Genomic DNA, 16,168 nt, shown 5'->3' with positions numbered 1-16,168 from the left:
ATGATAAGAGCGTTTGCCTATGTTCAATGAGAAATGTTTAGTGAGAAATTTTTCGAGCAAATACTCTCATAAATATTGGTGTCAATATTTATTGCATCACGGTGGTGATAATGTTCTCTATTCTGACTCAGTTAGATCCTATTGTTCTTGCGCGCATTCAATTCGCGTTTGTCGTTTCCTTTCACATTGTATTTCCAGCATTCAGTATTGGCCTTGCCAGTTGGCTAACAGTGCTTGAATTTCGTTGGCTAAAAACAGGCAATCCTGTTTATGCTGAAGTTTATAAACATTGGTCAAAAATATTTGCCGTTGTGTTCGGTATGGGCGTGGTATCGGGCATCGTTATGTCCTATCAGTTCGGAACCAACTGGGCAGTATTCTCCGATAAAGTCGGTAACGTACTCGGTCCGCTACTCGCTTATGAAGTACTGACTGCTTTCTTCTTAGAAGCGTCTTTCTTAGGCATTATGTTATTTGGTTGGGGACGTGTTAGCAAAAGAATGCATTTTGTCGCTACTGCTATTGTCGCGATCGGCACTCTAATCTCTGGATTTTGGATATTAGCGGCCAACAGCTTTATGCAAACCCCACAAGGGTTTTCGATAGGCGCAGATGGCTTGCTATATCCAGAAAGCTGGATGCAAATCATATTTAACCCCTCTTTCCCGTTCCGTTATGCTCATATGATGACAGCAGCATTCCTGACTACAGCATTTGTGGTGGGCGGAATAGGGGCATATTACTTACAGTCCAAAAAACATGCCAAGCACCGTCCACACGGCAAAGTTATGCTGGGTATGGCGATGCTAATGGCAGCGATAGTGGCGCCGATTCAAGCCTTTATTGGTGATGAGCATGGTCTCAATACGTTAGAACATCAGCCCGCTAAAGTGGCGGCTATGGAAGGTATTTGGGACGATGAGCGCGGTGCAGCTTTAAGACTGTTTGCCATCCCCAATCAAGAAACCCAAAGTAATGACTATGAGATTGCCATTCCTTATGTGTCTGGGCTTATTCTCACCCATTCATTAGATGAAGAGATAAAAGGGCTCAAAAACTGGGCGCCTGAAGATCAACCACACGTTATCATTGTTTTCTGGGCGTTTAGAATCATGGTGGGTATTGGATTCCTGATGATTATTGTGGGGCTATTAAGTGCCTATAATTACTTTAAGAAGCGCCATTTTGATACGGACAATAAATTATTTCACTATGCGTGGATGGCGATGACGCCGCTTGGTTTTGTGGCACTATTGGCCGGTTGGTTTGTGACTGAGACTGGTCGTCAGCCTTATACGGTTTATGGGGTACTGCGCACCGCAGACAGCGCCTCCCCTTTAATTAGTTCGCAAATTGCCACTACTTTAATTGGGTTTATTATTGTTTATACCTTCATTTTTGGATCAGCAACGATTTATATTTTGCGCCTTATTGCCAAAGGACCACAGCCGTTTGAAGAGGTCTCTGAGGATAACTTCTTCGAGCATTCAATCACTGAAGGTCAAGGTCGCAGCTTAAGTGGCGATACCAATCCAGAAGAACATACTAAAGAGTCAGAGGATCTCTCAACGCCTGCTGATGACTCTGATAAAGGGTTACGCTAATGATGAATTTTGGGGATGTACTCGACTTACCACTCATTTGGGGTGGTTTAATTGCACTGGCTGTTTTTGTTTATGTGTTGCTTGATGGCTTTGACTTAGGCTGCGGTATCTTATTCCCTTTTGCAGGATCAGATAAAAACCGCAGTCGCATCATGAACTCTATTGCTCCTTTCTGGGACGGTAATGAAACCTGGTTAGTATTGGGCGGTGGCGGACTATTTGCTGCGTTTCCAGCGGCTTACGGCATCATTATGACAGGGCTCTATTTGCCCGTTACCTTTATGCTATTCGGGCTAATATTACGCGGTGTGGCCTTTGAGTTTCGCTTTAAAGCTGAGCAGCGCCGTTATATTTGGGACGTTTGCTTTCATATTGGATCCGTAGTCGCTGCCTTCATGCAAGGGGTGATGTTAGCGGCATTGGTCCAAGGATTAGAGGTTAAAGACCGATTGTTTGCTGGTGGTCAGTTTGACTGGTTAACCCCATTCGCCTTCGTCTGCGGTATTGCCATGATTATCGGCTACGCATTATTAGGCGCAACTTGGCTGATTATTAAATCTGAGGACAAGCTACAAAATTGGGCACGCAAAGTGGCTTATCGAATGCTTATTGCGTTAATGGTTGCAATGGCAGTAGTCACAGTTTCTATGTTCTTCTTAGGCGTTGAAGCGACTACGCATTGGTTTGAGTTACCCACGCTCCTGTATCTCGCCCCTATCCCATTGATAGCCATTGCCTTGTTTTATTTTATGCGCAAAGACTTACATGGTGAACATGAATACCGTCCTTTCCTATTGACGATACTGTTATTTTTGATGGGTTATATTGGTATTTGTTCTGCGGTATTCCCTTATATCGTGCCTTACGCCATGACCATGCATGAGGCGGCCGCAGCAGATACGTCGCTGTCATTTATGTTAATTGGTGCAGCGATTATGTTGCCAATTATTTTAAGCTACACCGCTTATGGCTACTATGTGTTCAAAGGCAAAAGCTCACACGAACACCTTTATTAATAAGGTAGATGACTATGAAAAATGCAGAAACGCATCCCAAGACGCATACAGACGAAAGATATTCTGCTTCGAATACCAAACCCATTAAAGGATTGTCTAAAAAACAATCACAATGGGCGTGGTTCTTGGGACTTTATTTAGCAGGATTTCTCACCGTTTTTATCATTGCCAAATTGATTAAATGGGCGATGGGCATCTAAGTTTTAGACACAACATACGCCTAACAATCTGTATCAATCTCATACCTTATTTACTAAACCCTTGCCGATAATCTGCGAGGGTTTTTTATGGGCTGATGATTAACAAAATGAAGTTGAAGGTAATAATTTCGGTTATTTTAAAGTTATTATGATTTTTATAGTTATCAAGAATATACAGTCTTAAAGCTTAAAGGGTACTAAAACCCTTTGACTCACAGACGGTATTAGACTAACAGGTTTCAAAGTAACCAAAGACAGTATAAAAGTAATCGCTCAGTAAACCTGATTGACTCGTTATGTACTAAAGATTAGTCTAATTGAAAGTAAACTTTTGCCACTAAGGAATTTCAGTATGTCGAATGTTAACCCTGCCTCTTCAACTTCTGTCCCCAATAACAATACTTTAAATAGCAATACTGTAAATGACAGTACCGTAAATGCTAATGTAGACAGTAAATCAAGTGTCAGTGATGCAGTCGATATTCATCCTATTAATCCCAAAGCGGCTACCAAAGCCAATGAAGATATGCTGCGAAATATGGCAAAATTCACCCCTATCGATACCACAGAATCGGGTAAAAGTGTATATAGTCCAGAGGATGAAGATAAAATCTTAGCTCAATTTAATGAGTTGTTAGATCAAGGCTATAACCTAACAATGAGTAAAAAAGCATTGGCCATACATCATAATATCAATACAGGTACCATAGACAGTTGGAGACAAGATAATGCTGTCAATAGTGAAGCGTCTATAGAGACCAGCTCAAATTCAGTCGATGTCCCTTATATTAGTCCTGATAATGATATAGAGATTAGTGATGAACTATACTTCGAGGTGGTACAAAAGAAACTAAATTCGATTGATGAGGAACTCAGAAAGTTTGACCAAAAAGTGCAGGAAGCAAAAGAGCTATTAGCAAACGAAGATAAAATAAGAAAAGAAATTGAAGCCAAGAAGGAGACTTATCTCCCCCCTGCTTTCAAAGCAGCACTGGGTGATAAATAACAACTAAGTAGCGATCAATAACAACCAAATAGAGATAAATAACAACCAAATAAAATCGAACGTGTGTTGTATCTTATTAAAATCAGGATGATTCTTTGACACTGTCTTTTTTTTAAATTGCGCTGTCTTTTAAATTATTGTGCATTACTTTAATCTGCATTACTTTAAGTAGCAGCCAGTCTAAAAGCTTAGGTAAGAGATAGTGTAATACACAGTGTAAAAAGCAATTTAAAAGACAATTAATAATAATCTTTTGACAGGTTTTTTAGTTGAAAAAATTACTTGACCCATCCTAAATTAAGTATTATAAAAGCATCATTAATTATTGATATACTCACGTTGGCGCTGCTTTATAGCGCTACCTATTGTTAGACTCCAGTTATCTACGCTAATCGTTATTTATACGACATTTTTTACTTACTTATATTTATCTTCCCTCTTTATCCAAGCCGCTGCGCTTTTTTATGGCATAAAATTTGCAATACTTTATAACTAATGTTTTATAAACCATGTTTTATAAAGAATGCCATATAAATAAAGACGGGATGCCTCTCTATTCCGATAACCTCCCGTTATCTTCTGAGTGCCTTAAACTCAGTGTCTAAGTAATAATTAGTATAACCAATAGCAATCTACAACTTACGATTACTCTATATAAACTCGCACAGCGATGAAACGAGCTGTGCTCATACCAACAGGTCTTTTACGGCATGACAAGTTTATCTACCTCTCCCCAAATCCATGGGGATACCGGTGACTATGGGCATCGTTTTGATGCCGGTCGTCACTGGCCTGCCTCCTTAACGTTAGGGTTTGCAGCCTATCCAGAAGCAGACACCCTTATTACCCGTATGAATGTGGCCCGCCACTATGGTCCGCTCCGCGTACAGCGTGCCTTCTATCCTGAAGGCCGAGATGGCTGCTGCCATGTCTACCTGCTACACCCTCCTGGTGGTATTGCCAGTGGTGACTCATTAACCATTGATGTTACCGTATCCGAAAATGCGCATACTCTATTGACCACCCCTGCTGCCAATAAGCTATATCGAGCTGACAGCAATGGTGTCGCTTGGGCACAGCACACACACCTCAAAATTGAAGAGGGTGCCACACTCGAATGGTTACCCCAAGAAACATTGGCTTTTGATGGCTCGCGTGGTAAGCAAGTAGTGATTATCGACTTGGCTGAGACCGCCAAGTGCTTAGGTTGGGAGATTATTGGTCTTGGCCGTCCTGCCAGTGACCTACCTTATACCAGCGGTATAATCGAACAGCGTTTTCAGCTGACTCAAAATGGCCAACCTCTGTGGTTAGAGCGCCAAGCTATTGACCCCACTCATCCTAGATTCTTGGGTAAATGGGGACAAGGCGGTGCCACGGTTCATGCTACTCTATGGGCGGTGGGACTCAGCGATCCTACGGATACTATTGCCGAGTTACGCGATAAGATACCTGCCAGCCATAACTGGGCCGTTACCTATCGCCGTGGTGTATTGCTACTGCGTTATTTGGGCATGGAGCGAAACGAAGCATGGGATCTATTGCAACAAGCACGAGACGTCCTAAGACCAAGATTGGTTGGTGTTGAAGCGGTTACACCGCGCATCTGGCTAACCTAATCGTGCATTTGGCCAACCTTATAATTCTAAGATTCACTTATGTCACGCTTGGCATAAGACTTTAACAACAAAAGCAATAAGAAACGGAGCAACCAATGGAACTAACCCCTAGAGACAAAGACAAATTATTGCTCTTTACAGCAGGACTGCTGGCAGAGCGCCGCAAAGCCAAAGGGCTAAAATTAAATTATCCAGAAGCGATTGCCTTAATAAGCTGTGCAATTATGGAAGGTGCACGAGAAGGACGTACTGTGGCAGAAATGATGAGCGCCGGTCGTGAAGTATTGACCCGCGATGACGTCATGGAAGGTGTCCCTGAAATGATTGAAAGCATTCAGGTTGAAGCCACTTTCCCAGATGGCACAAAACTGGTCACTGTTCACAGTCCTATTATCTAATAAGAGCCTAAAGCTTAAGGAGAACATAATGATTCCTGGTGAATATCAATTAAGAAAGGATGATATTGAACTGTGTGCAGACCGCGATAGCTTCGTTATTGAGGTGGCCAATCTAGGAGACCGCCCTATTCAAGTCGGTTCACACTATCACTTTGCCGAAACCAACAGCGCTCTAAGTTTTGATCGTGAAAAAGCGTATGGTCACCGTCTGGCGATCCCTGCCGGGACTGCGATTCGTTTTGAGCCAGGTCAAAAGCGTGAGGTATCGTTATTGCCTTATGCCGGATTGCGCCGCATATTTGGCTTTAGAGGTGAGGTAATGGGCGCGTTAGACGCCAATTCAGATTCAGGAGAAACACGATGAAAATATCTCGCGATGCCTATGCCAGTATGTATGGGCCTACCACTGGGGATCGCATCCGTTTGGGCGATACCGAGCTTTGGATTGAGATTGAAAAAGACCACACCCATTATGGTGAAGAAGTGGTATTTGGGGGTGGTAAAGTCATTCGTGATGGTATGGGTCAAAGCCAGCTGTGCTCAGACTCAGTAATGGACACCGTGATTACCAACGCCATTATTATTGATTGGTGGGGCATCGTAAAAGCGGATGTGGGTATCAAAGATGGTCGTATTGCGGCCATTGGTAAAGCAGGTAACCCAGATACTCAGCCTGATGTCGATATTATTATCGGAGCGGGTACTGAGATTATTGCTGGTGAAAACCAAATCTTAACTGCTGGTGGGGTAGATACTCACGTCCACTTTATCTGTCCGCAGCAAGTTGACGAAGCATTAATGAGTGGCTTAACCACTATGATTGGTGGCGGTACAGGTCCTGCAACGGGGACAGTAGCCACCACTAATACGCCTGGGCCTTGGCATATTGGCAAAATGATGCAAGCGGTGGATGATTTGCCAGTTAACATCGGATTTTTGGGCAAAGGCAGTGCCAGTACTCCTGACGCGCTTGAAGAGCAAGTCAAAGCAGGGGTAATGAGCTTAAAAATTCATGAAGACTGGGCGGCAACCCCCGCCACCATTAGTAATGCTTTAGATGTCGCCGACCGTTACGATATTCAAGTCGCACTTCATGCCGACAGTTTAAACGAGTCAGGCTTCGTCAAAGACACTCTAGAAGCCTTTAAAGACCGTTGTATCCACTCTTACCATACTGAAGGTGCGGGTGGCGGTCATGCTCCTGATATTATCGTCGCTTGCGGTGAGCCAAACGTATTACCCTCATCGACCAACCCCACACGTCCTTATACCATCAACACTGTAGATGAGCACTTAGACATGCTGATGGAGTGTCACCACTTAGATCCCAATATCCCAGAAGATGTGGCTTTCGCTGACTCGCGCATTCGCCGTGAGACCATCGCTGCAGAAGATATCCTGCATGATATTGGTGCCATCTCAATGATTTCGTCGGACTCTCAAGCCATGGGCCGTATCGGTGAAGTGGTATGCCGTACGTGGCAAACAGCACACAAAATGCGTATCCAGCGTGGCTTGCTACCTGAAGACCAAGAGCGTGGTACCGATAACTTCCGAGTAAAACGCTATATTGCCAAATACACCATCAACCCTGCTATTACCCACGGCGTATCCCATGAAGTGGGTTCAGTAGAAATCGGAAAGTTAGCAGACTTGGTATTATGGCGCCCGGCTTTCTTTGGGGTTAAGCCCTCAATCATTATTAAAGGCGGTATGATTGCTGGCGCGGCAATGGGAGATCCTAATGCCGCTATTTCGACCCCACAGCCGGTGCATTATCGCCGTATGTTTGGTGCCTTAGGTCGTGCGGTGTCTGCTACTCGTATCACCTTCGTTAGCCAAGCGGCAATGGATACGGGGCTTGAGGAAAAATTAGGGCTAAAAAGCCGATTGGTGGCGTGTAAAAACGTTCGCAATATGCGCAAAAAAGACATGAAACTAAACGATGTCTGCCCGAACTTAACCGTAGATCCAGAAACTTATGAAGTGCGCTCAGATGGTGAGTTATTAACTTGTGAGCCTTTAGCCGAAGTGCCACTGGCTCAGCGTTATCACTTGTTTTAAATCACTAATAGGAACCACCCCATGATTCAATTAATAGAAAGACTCGATAGTAGCGATACCGCTGAGATATTTGATACGTTAACCCTGCCTTATGAGTTGCGTATTCGCGGCCGTTTAAAAGCAGAGACCGACAATGGCCACGAAGTGGGCTTATTTTTAGACCGTGGCCCTGTGTTGCGCAGTGGCGATTTATTGAAAGCATCTACCGGCGAAATTGTTCAAGTACTGGCGGCCGATGAGCCTGTGGCCACCGCTTATATCGAAAATGGCCTATCCCTAGCCAGATTGTGCTACCACTTAGGCAACCGTCATGTGTCACTCGCGATTGGCTTTGATGAAGATGGCCGTCATTGGGTACGTTTTCCACCCGACCATGTCCTAGAAGAGTTGGCAGAATTATTGGGGGCTACTCTGACCCACCATGATGCTCCCTTCGACCCTGAATCTGGCGCTTATGCTCAGGCGGGCCGTGAACATGCACACAGCCATGCTCATAGTCATGATCATAGTCATAGTCATAGTCATGGCCATTCGCACGATCACAGCCACTCTCATGAAGATAGTGGCCACCAAGATGGACATAGCCATGCTCACTAAAGAGCCGACCAGTGCAATTAGCGACTTGGCATTATTGGGATTGATGCAGCTTATCAGCCCAGCTTTGCCCATTGGGGCTTTTGCGTGGTCGCAAGGACTAGAAAGCTCATTCGAATTGGGTTGGGTCACCAATGAACAGCAGCTTGCTCATTGGCTAGAGGGCGTGCTGGCAGATGGTCTTACCCGTTGCGAACTGCCAGTCTTGGCCAGATTACAACACTGTTGGGAAACCAATGACAGTGAAGGCTTGGTCTACTGGAATAACTGGATTCATGCCAACCGAGAGACCGCAGAGCTTAGCGATGAAGACATTCGCTTGGGTCTAGCGTTGACTCGGTTACTTGGCAGCTTAGACATTGAGCCCAAGCCTGAGAATGGCGATGCTGTTATGCCGCCAGAGCCCGGCTATGTTACCGTATTTGCTTGGACCGCCCACACTCGTCATGTTCCGATACGCCAAAGTTTACTAGGTTTTGCTTGGGCATGGCTAGAAAATCAGCTGGCGGCGGCTTGTAAGGCAATGCCTTTAGGACATACCGCTGCGCAGCGCTTAAATGAACAATTACGACCCAAATTGGTATTCGCTGTTGATACTGCACTGAGCCTAAGCGATGAGCAATTAGGCCCAATTATGCCAGGCTTAGCGCTAGGCAGTGCACAGCACGAAACTCAATACTCACGACTGTTTAGAAGCTAATAGTCTATCTCCTATTTCAGCTTTGACAGTTAGATTTTTAATTTTACTTTTATAGCCTGTGTATGACGCACAGTGTCTCGATTATAAGGAAGACGACGTTATGAAACATTGTTTACGAGTTGGCGTTGGTGGCCCAGTAGGGTCTGGCAAAACAGCCTTATTGCGCCAATTATGTAGCGCCTTAAAAGACCATTACAACATTGCTGTGGTGACCAATGACATCTACACCCGTGAAGATGCCGATTTCTTATTAAAGCATGATGCTCTGCCCGCCGATCGTATCATCGGTGTTGAAACTGGAGGCTGTCCACACACCGCCATTCGTGAAGATGCTTCAATGAACTTAGCGGCTATTGATGACTTGCAGCAGCGTCATCCTGACTTAGAGCTGGTATTGGTCGAGTCTGGCGGTGATAACTTAGCTGCGACCTTCAGCCCAGAGCTGTCTGATTTAACTTTATACGTTATTGACGTGGCTGCGGGAGATAAGATTCCTCGTAAAGGCGGTCCTGGTATTACCAAGTCTGACTTATTAATCATCAACAAGATTGATATTGCAGAAGCAGTACATGCCTCGCTTGAGGTGATGGAACGTGACTCTAAAAAAATGCGTGGCGAGCGTCCGTTTATTTTCACCAATTTATATGACGGTGTGGGCGTAGAAGAAATTATCAGCTTTATCTTAGACAAAGGTATGCTGCCTGAGCGCCGTCCCGGTAAGCAGAACGCAAACGCTTAATTAGCCATATTGGACTTGCTGGTAGTCATAACAAAAGACGGTTGTCTTTATAACTAAAAAATCAAACAACCGTCAAATAATTATCTAATAACCCTCATAAAACCATCAAATAACTCAAGGAATAAACTCATGAAAAACTTGTCTAAATTCATGCTTACCGCCGGCCTAATGCTAACGGCTAGCCTTGCGCTAGCTCACCCAGGCCATGGTGATGTACTGCACACTCAAAATGCTTTTTTGAGCGGATTAATGCACCCATTTATGGGGCTTGATCACTTATTGGCTATGGCCGCTATTGGCTTTTGGAGTATGCGTCAAAATGACACTATGAAACGTGGTACGCCATTATTCGTAGTGGGTGGTATGGTATTGGGTGCAGCAATTGCTTGGGCTGGCGTTAACTTAGCCGGTATCGAGACTGGTATCGCTATGTCAGTTCTACTGGCTGGGGTATTGATTGCAACATTGGCTAAATTGCCGACAGCGATTGGTGGTACCTTGGTTGCTCTATTTATGATCGCTCATGGCTATGCGCATGGTGCTGAGATGGCAGCCGGCTCTAATATCATGACTTATATGATCGGCTTTGTGGCCGCTACGCTTGTGATTACTTTTGGTGGTCGTGCTTTAGGCGCAGCTATGCAAAAATCAGACAACCGTATCACTCGTGCTTTAGGTGGTGTGGTCGCTGTTATCGGTGGCTTTATGGCTGCCAGTTAATCTAACTGTCAGATTCAATTAGCAATAAAAATGCCGCGGGTTCTGCCTGCGGCTTTTTTGTTGCTTTATCAGTGCTTACTTTGAAGTGCTTCTATTGCTGAACTAAATAGTCATAAAGAGTATCTTCAACTGGCTTATCTAGTAAGAACCTAAAATGAACAACGGGTTGGCCTTTATCGGTGACACCTTGTTCAATTGAATCAGCTGCTATTGAAACATTGCCCAAATAATAAAAGTCAGTCCCTTCTCCATCTTCTTTTTTTACAAATAAAAGAATTCTCTTAGACTCAATAACATTTTTTATCTCAGCACTGCTAAGCTTCCTGTTCGATCTTGACTCCCAGGCGAACTCAGCGGGGTTAATAAAATGGTCGTTATAGTTTATATCGCCTTCTAATTCATCAGACTTATGATAAGTAACAAAGCAAGGTGTGACCCCGTTTTTTGTTCTATAACCATAAACCGTACTACTGATATCTTGCTCCCAGTTAAGCAATCTACAGACATCTTTTCTACTGTATTTGTTATATCTTATTAAGCCGTCAAGGTAATTTTCTTTTGAAAAACTTTCATTAAAAGCAGCAATAGAATAATCAATTGAGTCAGCAAAAAACTTATTAAAAGTGTCATTACCTAATGCACTTATTAAGTTACTTCCTAAGCTAAAGCTGCCATTTTCTAACCTAATATTATCGTATCCTTCTCGAATAAAATTAAAGTTGATATTGATCAGAAGCGATTGAAGCGTTTCCTCGTTAATGTCATAGCCATACAAGCTTTGTATTTCATTTATAAAGTCTGTTTTATTCAGATGACCTACTTCAAGTAATTGTCGCAGTAATAGACTTTCTTCAACACGCTTACCATTATTTATATTGAGTGTAAACAGCTCTAGAAGCTGTAAAAAGTCAGGGGGAACAGTACCTTTATAATTGTCCTCAACTCTATTAATAAAGTTCAAATAAGATTTCGCATATGAGGCAAATAACCAAGGGTCTCTTGACCCATACTTAATGAAATCTATCATCATCGGAATTTTGCCAGTCTTATGCTTTAAGTCTTCATAATCTTTTTTTAAGTCTGCTAACTTTTGCATATTGGCATTTTTGATGGACTCGAATATCTTTTCTCGTGCTATTTCATCGAAATTGACTGTTGAAGCACCTGGAATTAAATTACTACCACTTCTAATCAACTTTCGAATGGTATCCTTGTTGAAAGATCTGTCACCATATAAGGCGATCGGTACCAGATAGTTATTATTATAGTTGCCGATAAAATCTATAACGGTTAAATATTCTTTGCCGTCTGTCTTTCTGAGCCCCCTACCCAACTGTTGGACAAAAACAATCGCTGATTGAGTCGGTCTGAGCATAATAATTTGATTCACACTAGGAATATCAATACCTTCGTTAAAAATATCTACGGTAAAGATATAGTCAATCTTATCGCTACCTGTACTTTCCAGTCGTTTAATAGCCTCTAATCTTGCCTCTTCTGAGCTCGCTCCAGATAACGCTATAGCCTTATAACCCTTTTGGTTAAAAGCTTCAGCCAATTGTAATGAGACTTTATTATTCGAGCAAAATACTAGACCTCTGATTTCTCCAGAATCAGTCCCATAGAACTCAGACTTAGCGAGTATATGATTTACTCTTTCATTGCTAGTAAGTTTATTAAAATCTGAATACTCATCCACTACCTCATTGTTAACGGTAATGTCTGTTACACCATAATAGTGAAAGGAGGACAACATACCTTCATCAAGCGCACGATGCAGTCTAATTTCATACGCTAAGTTGTAATCAAAGAGCTCAAAGATATTGGTGCCATCTGTACGCTCAGGTGTTGCCGTCATCCCCAATAAAAACCCAGGTTTAAAGTAGTCCAATATCGTCTTGTAAGACTGCGCTCCTGCTCTATGCGTTTCATCTATCACAATATAATCAAAGTGCTCTTGATTAAATAACTGCAAGTTTTCTTGTTTCGATAAGGTTTGTACCGTTGAGAATAGATAGTCACAATTAAGTTCTTTAAATTGACCGGAGAATAACCCCATAGATATCTCAGAGCCTAGTAAACTCCTAAAGGTATTCATAGCTTCTTCTGCAATTGTTCTTCTATGTACGATAAATAAGAATTTTTTAGGCTTATATTGCTGAACATCAAAAGCGGATAAATAAGTTTTCCCAGTACCCGTTGCCGAGATGATCAAAGCTTTATTCTTACCACTTTTTCGTAAATCATTAAGGTTCTTTAGTGCTTCACTTTGCATCTGGTTCGGTGTGACAAATTTACTTAAAGCCGTTTGCGCTGCAATATTATTTTGTTTTCTAAACTGTTTTGCTTTATTCCATATTTCTGTATATTCATTAATAAAATCGGCTGTGACGTCTTTAGCATTGGCAAGCTCCTTATAATACTCCCGGAAAACTAGACCAAAAAATTGTAGCAAATAAGATAGAATAACCTTTAGAAAAAGAGGTCTATCTAATGACAAAAGTACGTAAGCGTCACAATGCTGAATTTAAAAGCAAAGTCGCCGTTGAAGCCATCAAAGAACACAAAACCCTCAACGAGTTAACCGCAGAATATGGGGTTCATGCAACCCAAATCAGCAACTGGAAAAAGCAGGCTTTGGCAGTTATCCCTACTGCATTCAATACCAAACAGCAAGCCAACGAACAAGCCCAGCAAGCTATTATCGATGAACTACATAGGCAGCTAGGGCAAGTCATCAGTGAAAGAGACTGGCTTAAAAAAAAGTCCTTACAGCTACCCTGAGCACTCGTAAACAACTGCTAGAACCTGATAACAAGGATTTTAGTGTTCGTAAGCAATGTGAATTACTCAGTATCAACCGCTCAAGTCTGTACTATCAGCCAAAGCCCATCAGCGAGCTTGATATTACCCTGATGAACCTGCTTGACCAGCAGTACACCAAGACCCCATTTTATGGGGTTAAACGCATGACAGCGTATTTGAGGCAACTAGGCTATCAAGTGGGAGAAGATCGAGTTAGGCGCTTACTACGGCAAATGGGGCTAGACGCTATTTATCAGCATCCTAACACGAGTAAGCCTAACTCTGAGCATCAAGTTTACCCGTACTTGCTTAGGCATGTACCGATTAGCCGTTGTAATCAAGTATGGAGTACTGATATCACCTATATTCGCTTAGCCAAGGGCTTCGTGTATTTGATGGCGGTGATAGATTGGTACAGTCGTTATGTTCTAGACTGGTCGCTATCTACCACGCTTGAGGCGGATTTCTGCGTTGATACGGTAAGTAGCTTACTGCACAATGGGTTACGCTGTGAGATTTTTAATACGGATCAAGGCTCTCAGTTTACCAGCCCAAGATTTACCAGACCGCTCATTGAGCAGGGTATTGCCATCAGTATGGATGGTCGCGGTAGGGCACTGGATAATATCTTTGTGGAAAGGCTTTGGCGATCAGTGAAGTATGAATGCGTGTATTTGCGACAGTTTGAGACAGTCAGTCAGGCAAGAGCAGGTTTGAAAGAGTATTTCGAGTTTTACAATCATGAGCGTTTACATCAGTCGCTCGATTACCATACTCCTGCACAGGTTTATCTGGCTAACAATAGTTCGGATAATAAATCGTTTTATCAACCCAATTCTATCTTAATTTTATGATAATTTGGTCTAGACATTGGGGAGTACCTTACCTTATCAAACTCGTTGATCACTTGCTCATAAAGTAGCCCATCCTTAGTACTTGAAACCTTTAAATTCCACTCTTTATTAGAACATAGTGCATTTGCCGTAAGATTACTGCTTCCAATAATTATATTGTTGATATTACCGTGTCTAAATAAATACCCTTTTGAATGAAAATCATTAGTAGCAATTTTTAAAACAATATTTTGAAATTTAGATAGCTTTCTTAGTGCATCAGGCTCTGTAAAGTTAAGATACTGAGACATCAAAACTTTACCTTTGATATTATTTTTCTCAAGCTCTTGTAGACTGTTAATAATGGTTGCAACACCACTATTGGTCACAAAGGCAACAGAAATAAAAAACTCATCACACTGGCCCAACTCTTTTAGCAGCGTAGAAAGAAATTTCTTTCCTTCTTTTTTATCATTGGTCAGTAAAGCAGCTTGGTAATTTTTATTGGCATTTTGTGCTTTATTAATAAAACTTTGCTGCAGACTTTGACTCAGAGAGTTTATTTCACCCATTAGGCTAACTCCGTAACAAGCTTAACAACGATAGGAATATCAGCAGCTGCCCAATCTAAGGTATTAAGCTCAGTAATATCTAGCCACTTGAAAGATATATGCTCTGACAACTCAAGCTCTCTGGTTGGTGTAGAACAGATGAAGGAATGCATTTGGATTTTAAAATCTGGGTACTCATGGTTAACTGTTAAAAATTCTTTTTCAACTAAAATGTCCATTTTTAACTCTTCATGAATTTCTCTAATCACTGTATCCGATGGCTGCTCTCCCTCTTCAATTTTTCCGCCTGGAAACTCGAACTTGTTCGAAATATATTCAAATTTGTTTACCCCTCTCTGAACACACAATATTTTTCCTTTATTGATAATAATTGCTGCTGAAACTTTGATTTCTTTCATAGCCTTCAAATCTCTCAAAATATTTAATAAAAATTTCTTAATATTGTACGTTATATACCATAAACCTCGAATAGGCGATGTTACTTATAGGTCGCTTAATACTATATTTAGGTCATTAATAAAGTTGAAATAGTAACAATACACTTACTAACGCGAATTCAGTTTCTTTTACATCTCTCCTGTATATCTTACATAACACCAAGCGAAATCAGGCTAAATATCTTTAATAATGATAGTCATATCAAGTAGTTGCTCGCGAGACCAATATTAATAAAGCGAGAAGAAACACCTTAACTTAGAACTTAAATTAATAATTAAAGAGGATTAAAATATGAAATTATTATCAGTATTAGCTACCTCTACCCTACTTACTCTTGGTGCGACAACTTCAACTTTAGCGTTTAGTGCCACACCGACACAAAACACTCAAACTCAGACTGCGCAAACTAAAGTGGCACAATCGACTATTAGCATTGATCAGGCTATCAATATCGCCAAACGCAATGCTCAAGGCGTGGTAAAAAGTGTGGAATTCGATAGCGATGATAACCAATATGAGGTAGAGCTAGTATCGGGTACTACAAATTATAAAGTCGAACTTGATGCCAGCACAGGTAAAATTGTTAAGTCAAAACAAAAGAAATTGAGTACCAGTGATACCCAAAAGTATGCCCCATTAACCAATGCTAAGGTATCGCTGACTCAAGCCCTAAAAAATGCAAATAACACCGTGAAAGGTCAAGTGACTGAGGCTGAATTTGATACTGAAAACGGGCAGCCAGTATATGAAGTTAAGATTGTGAAAGCAGGTGAGAAACATAAAGTTTATGTGGACGTTAATACCGGTAAAGTGATCAAAACCAAACTAGACTAATTATTAGCATTAAAAGGGTTAAGGTT

Annotated in this window: 17 protein-coding genes; 14 read left to right on the top strand and 3 right to left on the bottom strand. The window is 41.9% G+C overall.

The annotated features are described in order from the left end of the window. The first annotated feature begins 110 nt into the window (after positions 1–110). The 12 genes from LK453_RS07135 (at position 111) to LK453_RS07080 (ending at position 10,660) form a co-directional block, all read left to right on the top strand. Positions 111–1,604, top strand: a complete 1,494-nt coding sequence (locus LK453_RS07135) for a cytochrome ubiquinol oxidase subunit I (protein ID WP_007395587.1) — start codon at positions 111–113, stop codon at positions 1,602–1,604. Next, entirely contained in the window at positions 1,604–2,620 is a 1,017-nt protein-coding gene (gene cydB / locus LK453_RS07130; RefSeq protein WP_007395588.1) for a cytochrome d ubiquinol oxidase subunit II, read from the top strand. Before LK453_RS07135 ends, cydB begins: the two co-directional genes overlap by 1 nt. Positions 2,621–2,634: 14 nt before the next feature. Beyond that, the gene (locus LK453_RS07125; RefSeq protein WP_044298373.1) at positions 2,635–2,820 is read left to right on the top strand and encodes a hypothetical protein; all 186 of its coding nucleotides are present in this window, start codon (positions 2,635–2,637) and stop codon (positions 2,818–2,820) included. A gap of 352 nt (positions 2,821–3,172) precedes the next feature. Then, complete coding sequence (locus LK453_RS07120) at positions 3,173–3,826, top strand: MerR family transcriptional regulator (protein WP_007395590.1); 654 nt, start codon at positions 3,173–3,175, stop codon at positions 3,824–3,826. Between the two features lie 710 nt (positions 3,827–4,536). After that, positions 4,537–5,445, top strand: a complete 909-nt coding sequence (locus LK453_RS07115) for an urease accessory protein UreD (protein WP_201528116.1) — start codon at positions 4,537–4,539, stop codon at positions 5,443–5,445. 95 nt (positions 5,446–5,540) lie between these two features. After that, the gene (ureA, locus tag LK453_RS07110; RefSeq protein ID WP_007395592.1) at positions 5,541–5,843 is read left to right on the top strand and encodes an urease subunit gamma; all 303 of its coding nucleotides are present in this window, start codon (positions 5,541–5,543) and stop codon (positions 5,841–5,843) included. Positions 5,844–5,871: 28 nt separating this feature from the next. Then, positions 5,872–6,207 (top strand): urease subunit beta, encoded by a 336-nt coding sequence (locus LK453_RS07105; protein WP_007395593.1) that lies wholly within the window; start codon positions 5,872–5,874, stop codon positions 6,205–6,207. Then, a complete protein-coding gene (ureC, locus tag LK453_RS07100) occupies positions 6,204–7,907 on the top strand; it encodes an urease subunit alpha (RefSeq protein ID WP_201537617.1) in 1,704 nt (567 codons plus the stop codon). The genes LK453_RS07105 and ureC overlap by 4 nt, the downstream gene beginning before the upstream one ends. Before the next feature lie 21 nt (positions 7,908–7,928). Next, positions 7,929–8,504, top strand: coding sequence for an urease accessory protein UreE (gene ureE / locus LK453_RS07095; protein WP_007395595.1), 576 nt, complete (start codon positions 7,929–7,931; stop codon positions 8,502–8,504). Then, a complete protein-coding gene (locus tag LK453_RS07090) occupies positions 8,494–9,201 on the top strand; it encodes an urease accessory protein UreF (protein WP_044298374.1) in 708 nt (235 codons plus the stop codon). The genes ureE and LK453_RS07090 overlap by 11 nt, the downstream gene beginning before the upstream one ends. Before the next feature lie 100 nt (positions 9,202–9,301). Then, on the top strand, positions 9,302–9,940 hold the full coding sequence (gene ureG, locus LK453_RS07085; RefSeq protein ID WP_044298375.1) for an urease accessory protein UreG: 639 nt from the start codon (positions 9,302–9,304) through the stop codon (positions 9,938–9,940). A 129-nt stretch (positions 9,941–10,069) separates the two neighbouring features. Then, a complete protein-coding gene (locus tag LK453_RS07080) occupies positions 10,070–10,660 on the top strand; it encodes a HupE/UreJ family protein (protein WP_007395598.1) in 591 nt (196 codons plus the stop codon). A gap of 91 nt (positions 10,661–10,751) precedes the next feature. On the opposite strand, the gene LK453_RS07075 is transcribed toward LK453_RS07080, so the two are convergent. Beyond that, positions 10,752–13,115: a DUF3427 domain-containing protein gene (locus tag LK453_RS07075; protein ID WP_227953983.1), complete on the bottom strand. Its 2,364-nt coding sequence runs from the start codon at positions 13,113–13,115 to the stop codon at positions 10,752–10,754. A gap of 38 nt (positions 13,116–13,153) precedes the next feature. On the opposite strand from LK453_RS07075, the gene LK453_RS07070 reads away from it, so the two are divergent. Then, a protein-coding gene (locus LK453_RS07070) for an IS3-like element ISPpy1 family transposase (RefSeq protein WP_227945133.1) occupies positions 13,154–14,319 on the top strand; the annotation gives its coding sequence in 2 pieces (ribosomal slippage) (positions 13,154–13,427 and positions 13,427–14,319; 1,167 coding nt in all). Here the strand turns inward: LK453_RS07070 and LK453_RS07065 are convergent. Further along, positions 14,292–14,870: a phospholipase D-like domain-containing protein gene (locus tag LK453_RS07065; protein ID WP_227674450.1), complete on the bottom strand. Its 579-nt coding sequence runs from the start codon at positions 14,868–14,870 to the stop codon at positions 14,292–14,294. The two genes, LK453_RS07070 and LK453_RS07065, sit on opposite strands and share 28 nt — an antisense overlap. Continuing rightward, complete coding sequence (locus LK453_RS07060; protein ID WP_007395601.1) at positions 14,870–15,268, bottom strand: (deoxy)nucleoside triphosphate pyrophosphohydrolase; 399 nt, start codon at positions 15,266–15,268, stop codon at positions 14,870–14,872. Before LK453_RS07060 ends, LK453_RS07065 begins: the two co-directional genes overlap by 1 nt. A gap of 331 nt (positions 15,269–15,599) precedes the next feature. Between LK453_RS07060 and LK453_RS07055 the strand changes: the two genes are divergently transcribed. After that, a complete protein-coding gene (locus LK453_RS07055; protein ID WP_201528126.1) occupies positions 15,600–16,142 on the top strand; it encodes a PepSY domain-containing protein in 543 nt (180 codons plus the stop codon). Positions 16,143–16,168: the final 26 nt, after the last annotated feature.

Origin of the sequence: Psychrobacter sanguinis, assembly GCF_020736705.1 — a bacterium.
GTDB lineage: Bacteria > Pseudomonadota > Gammaproteobacteria > Pseudomonadales > Moraxellaceae > Psychrobacter > Psychrobacter sanguinis.
This window is presented reverse-complemented; position numbering and strand designations above follow the sequence as displayed.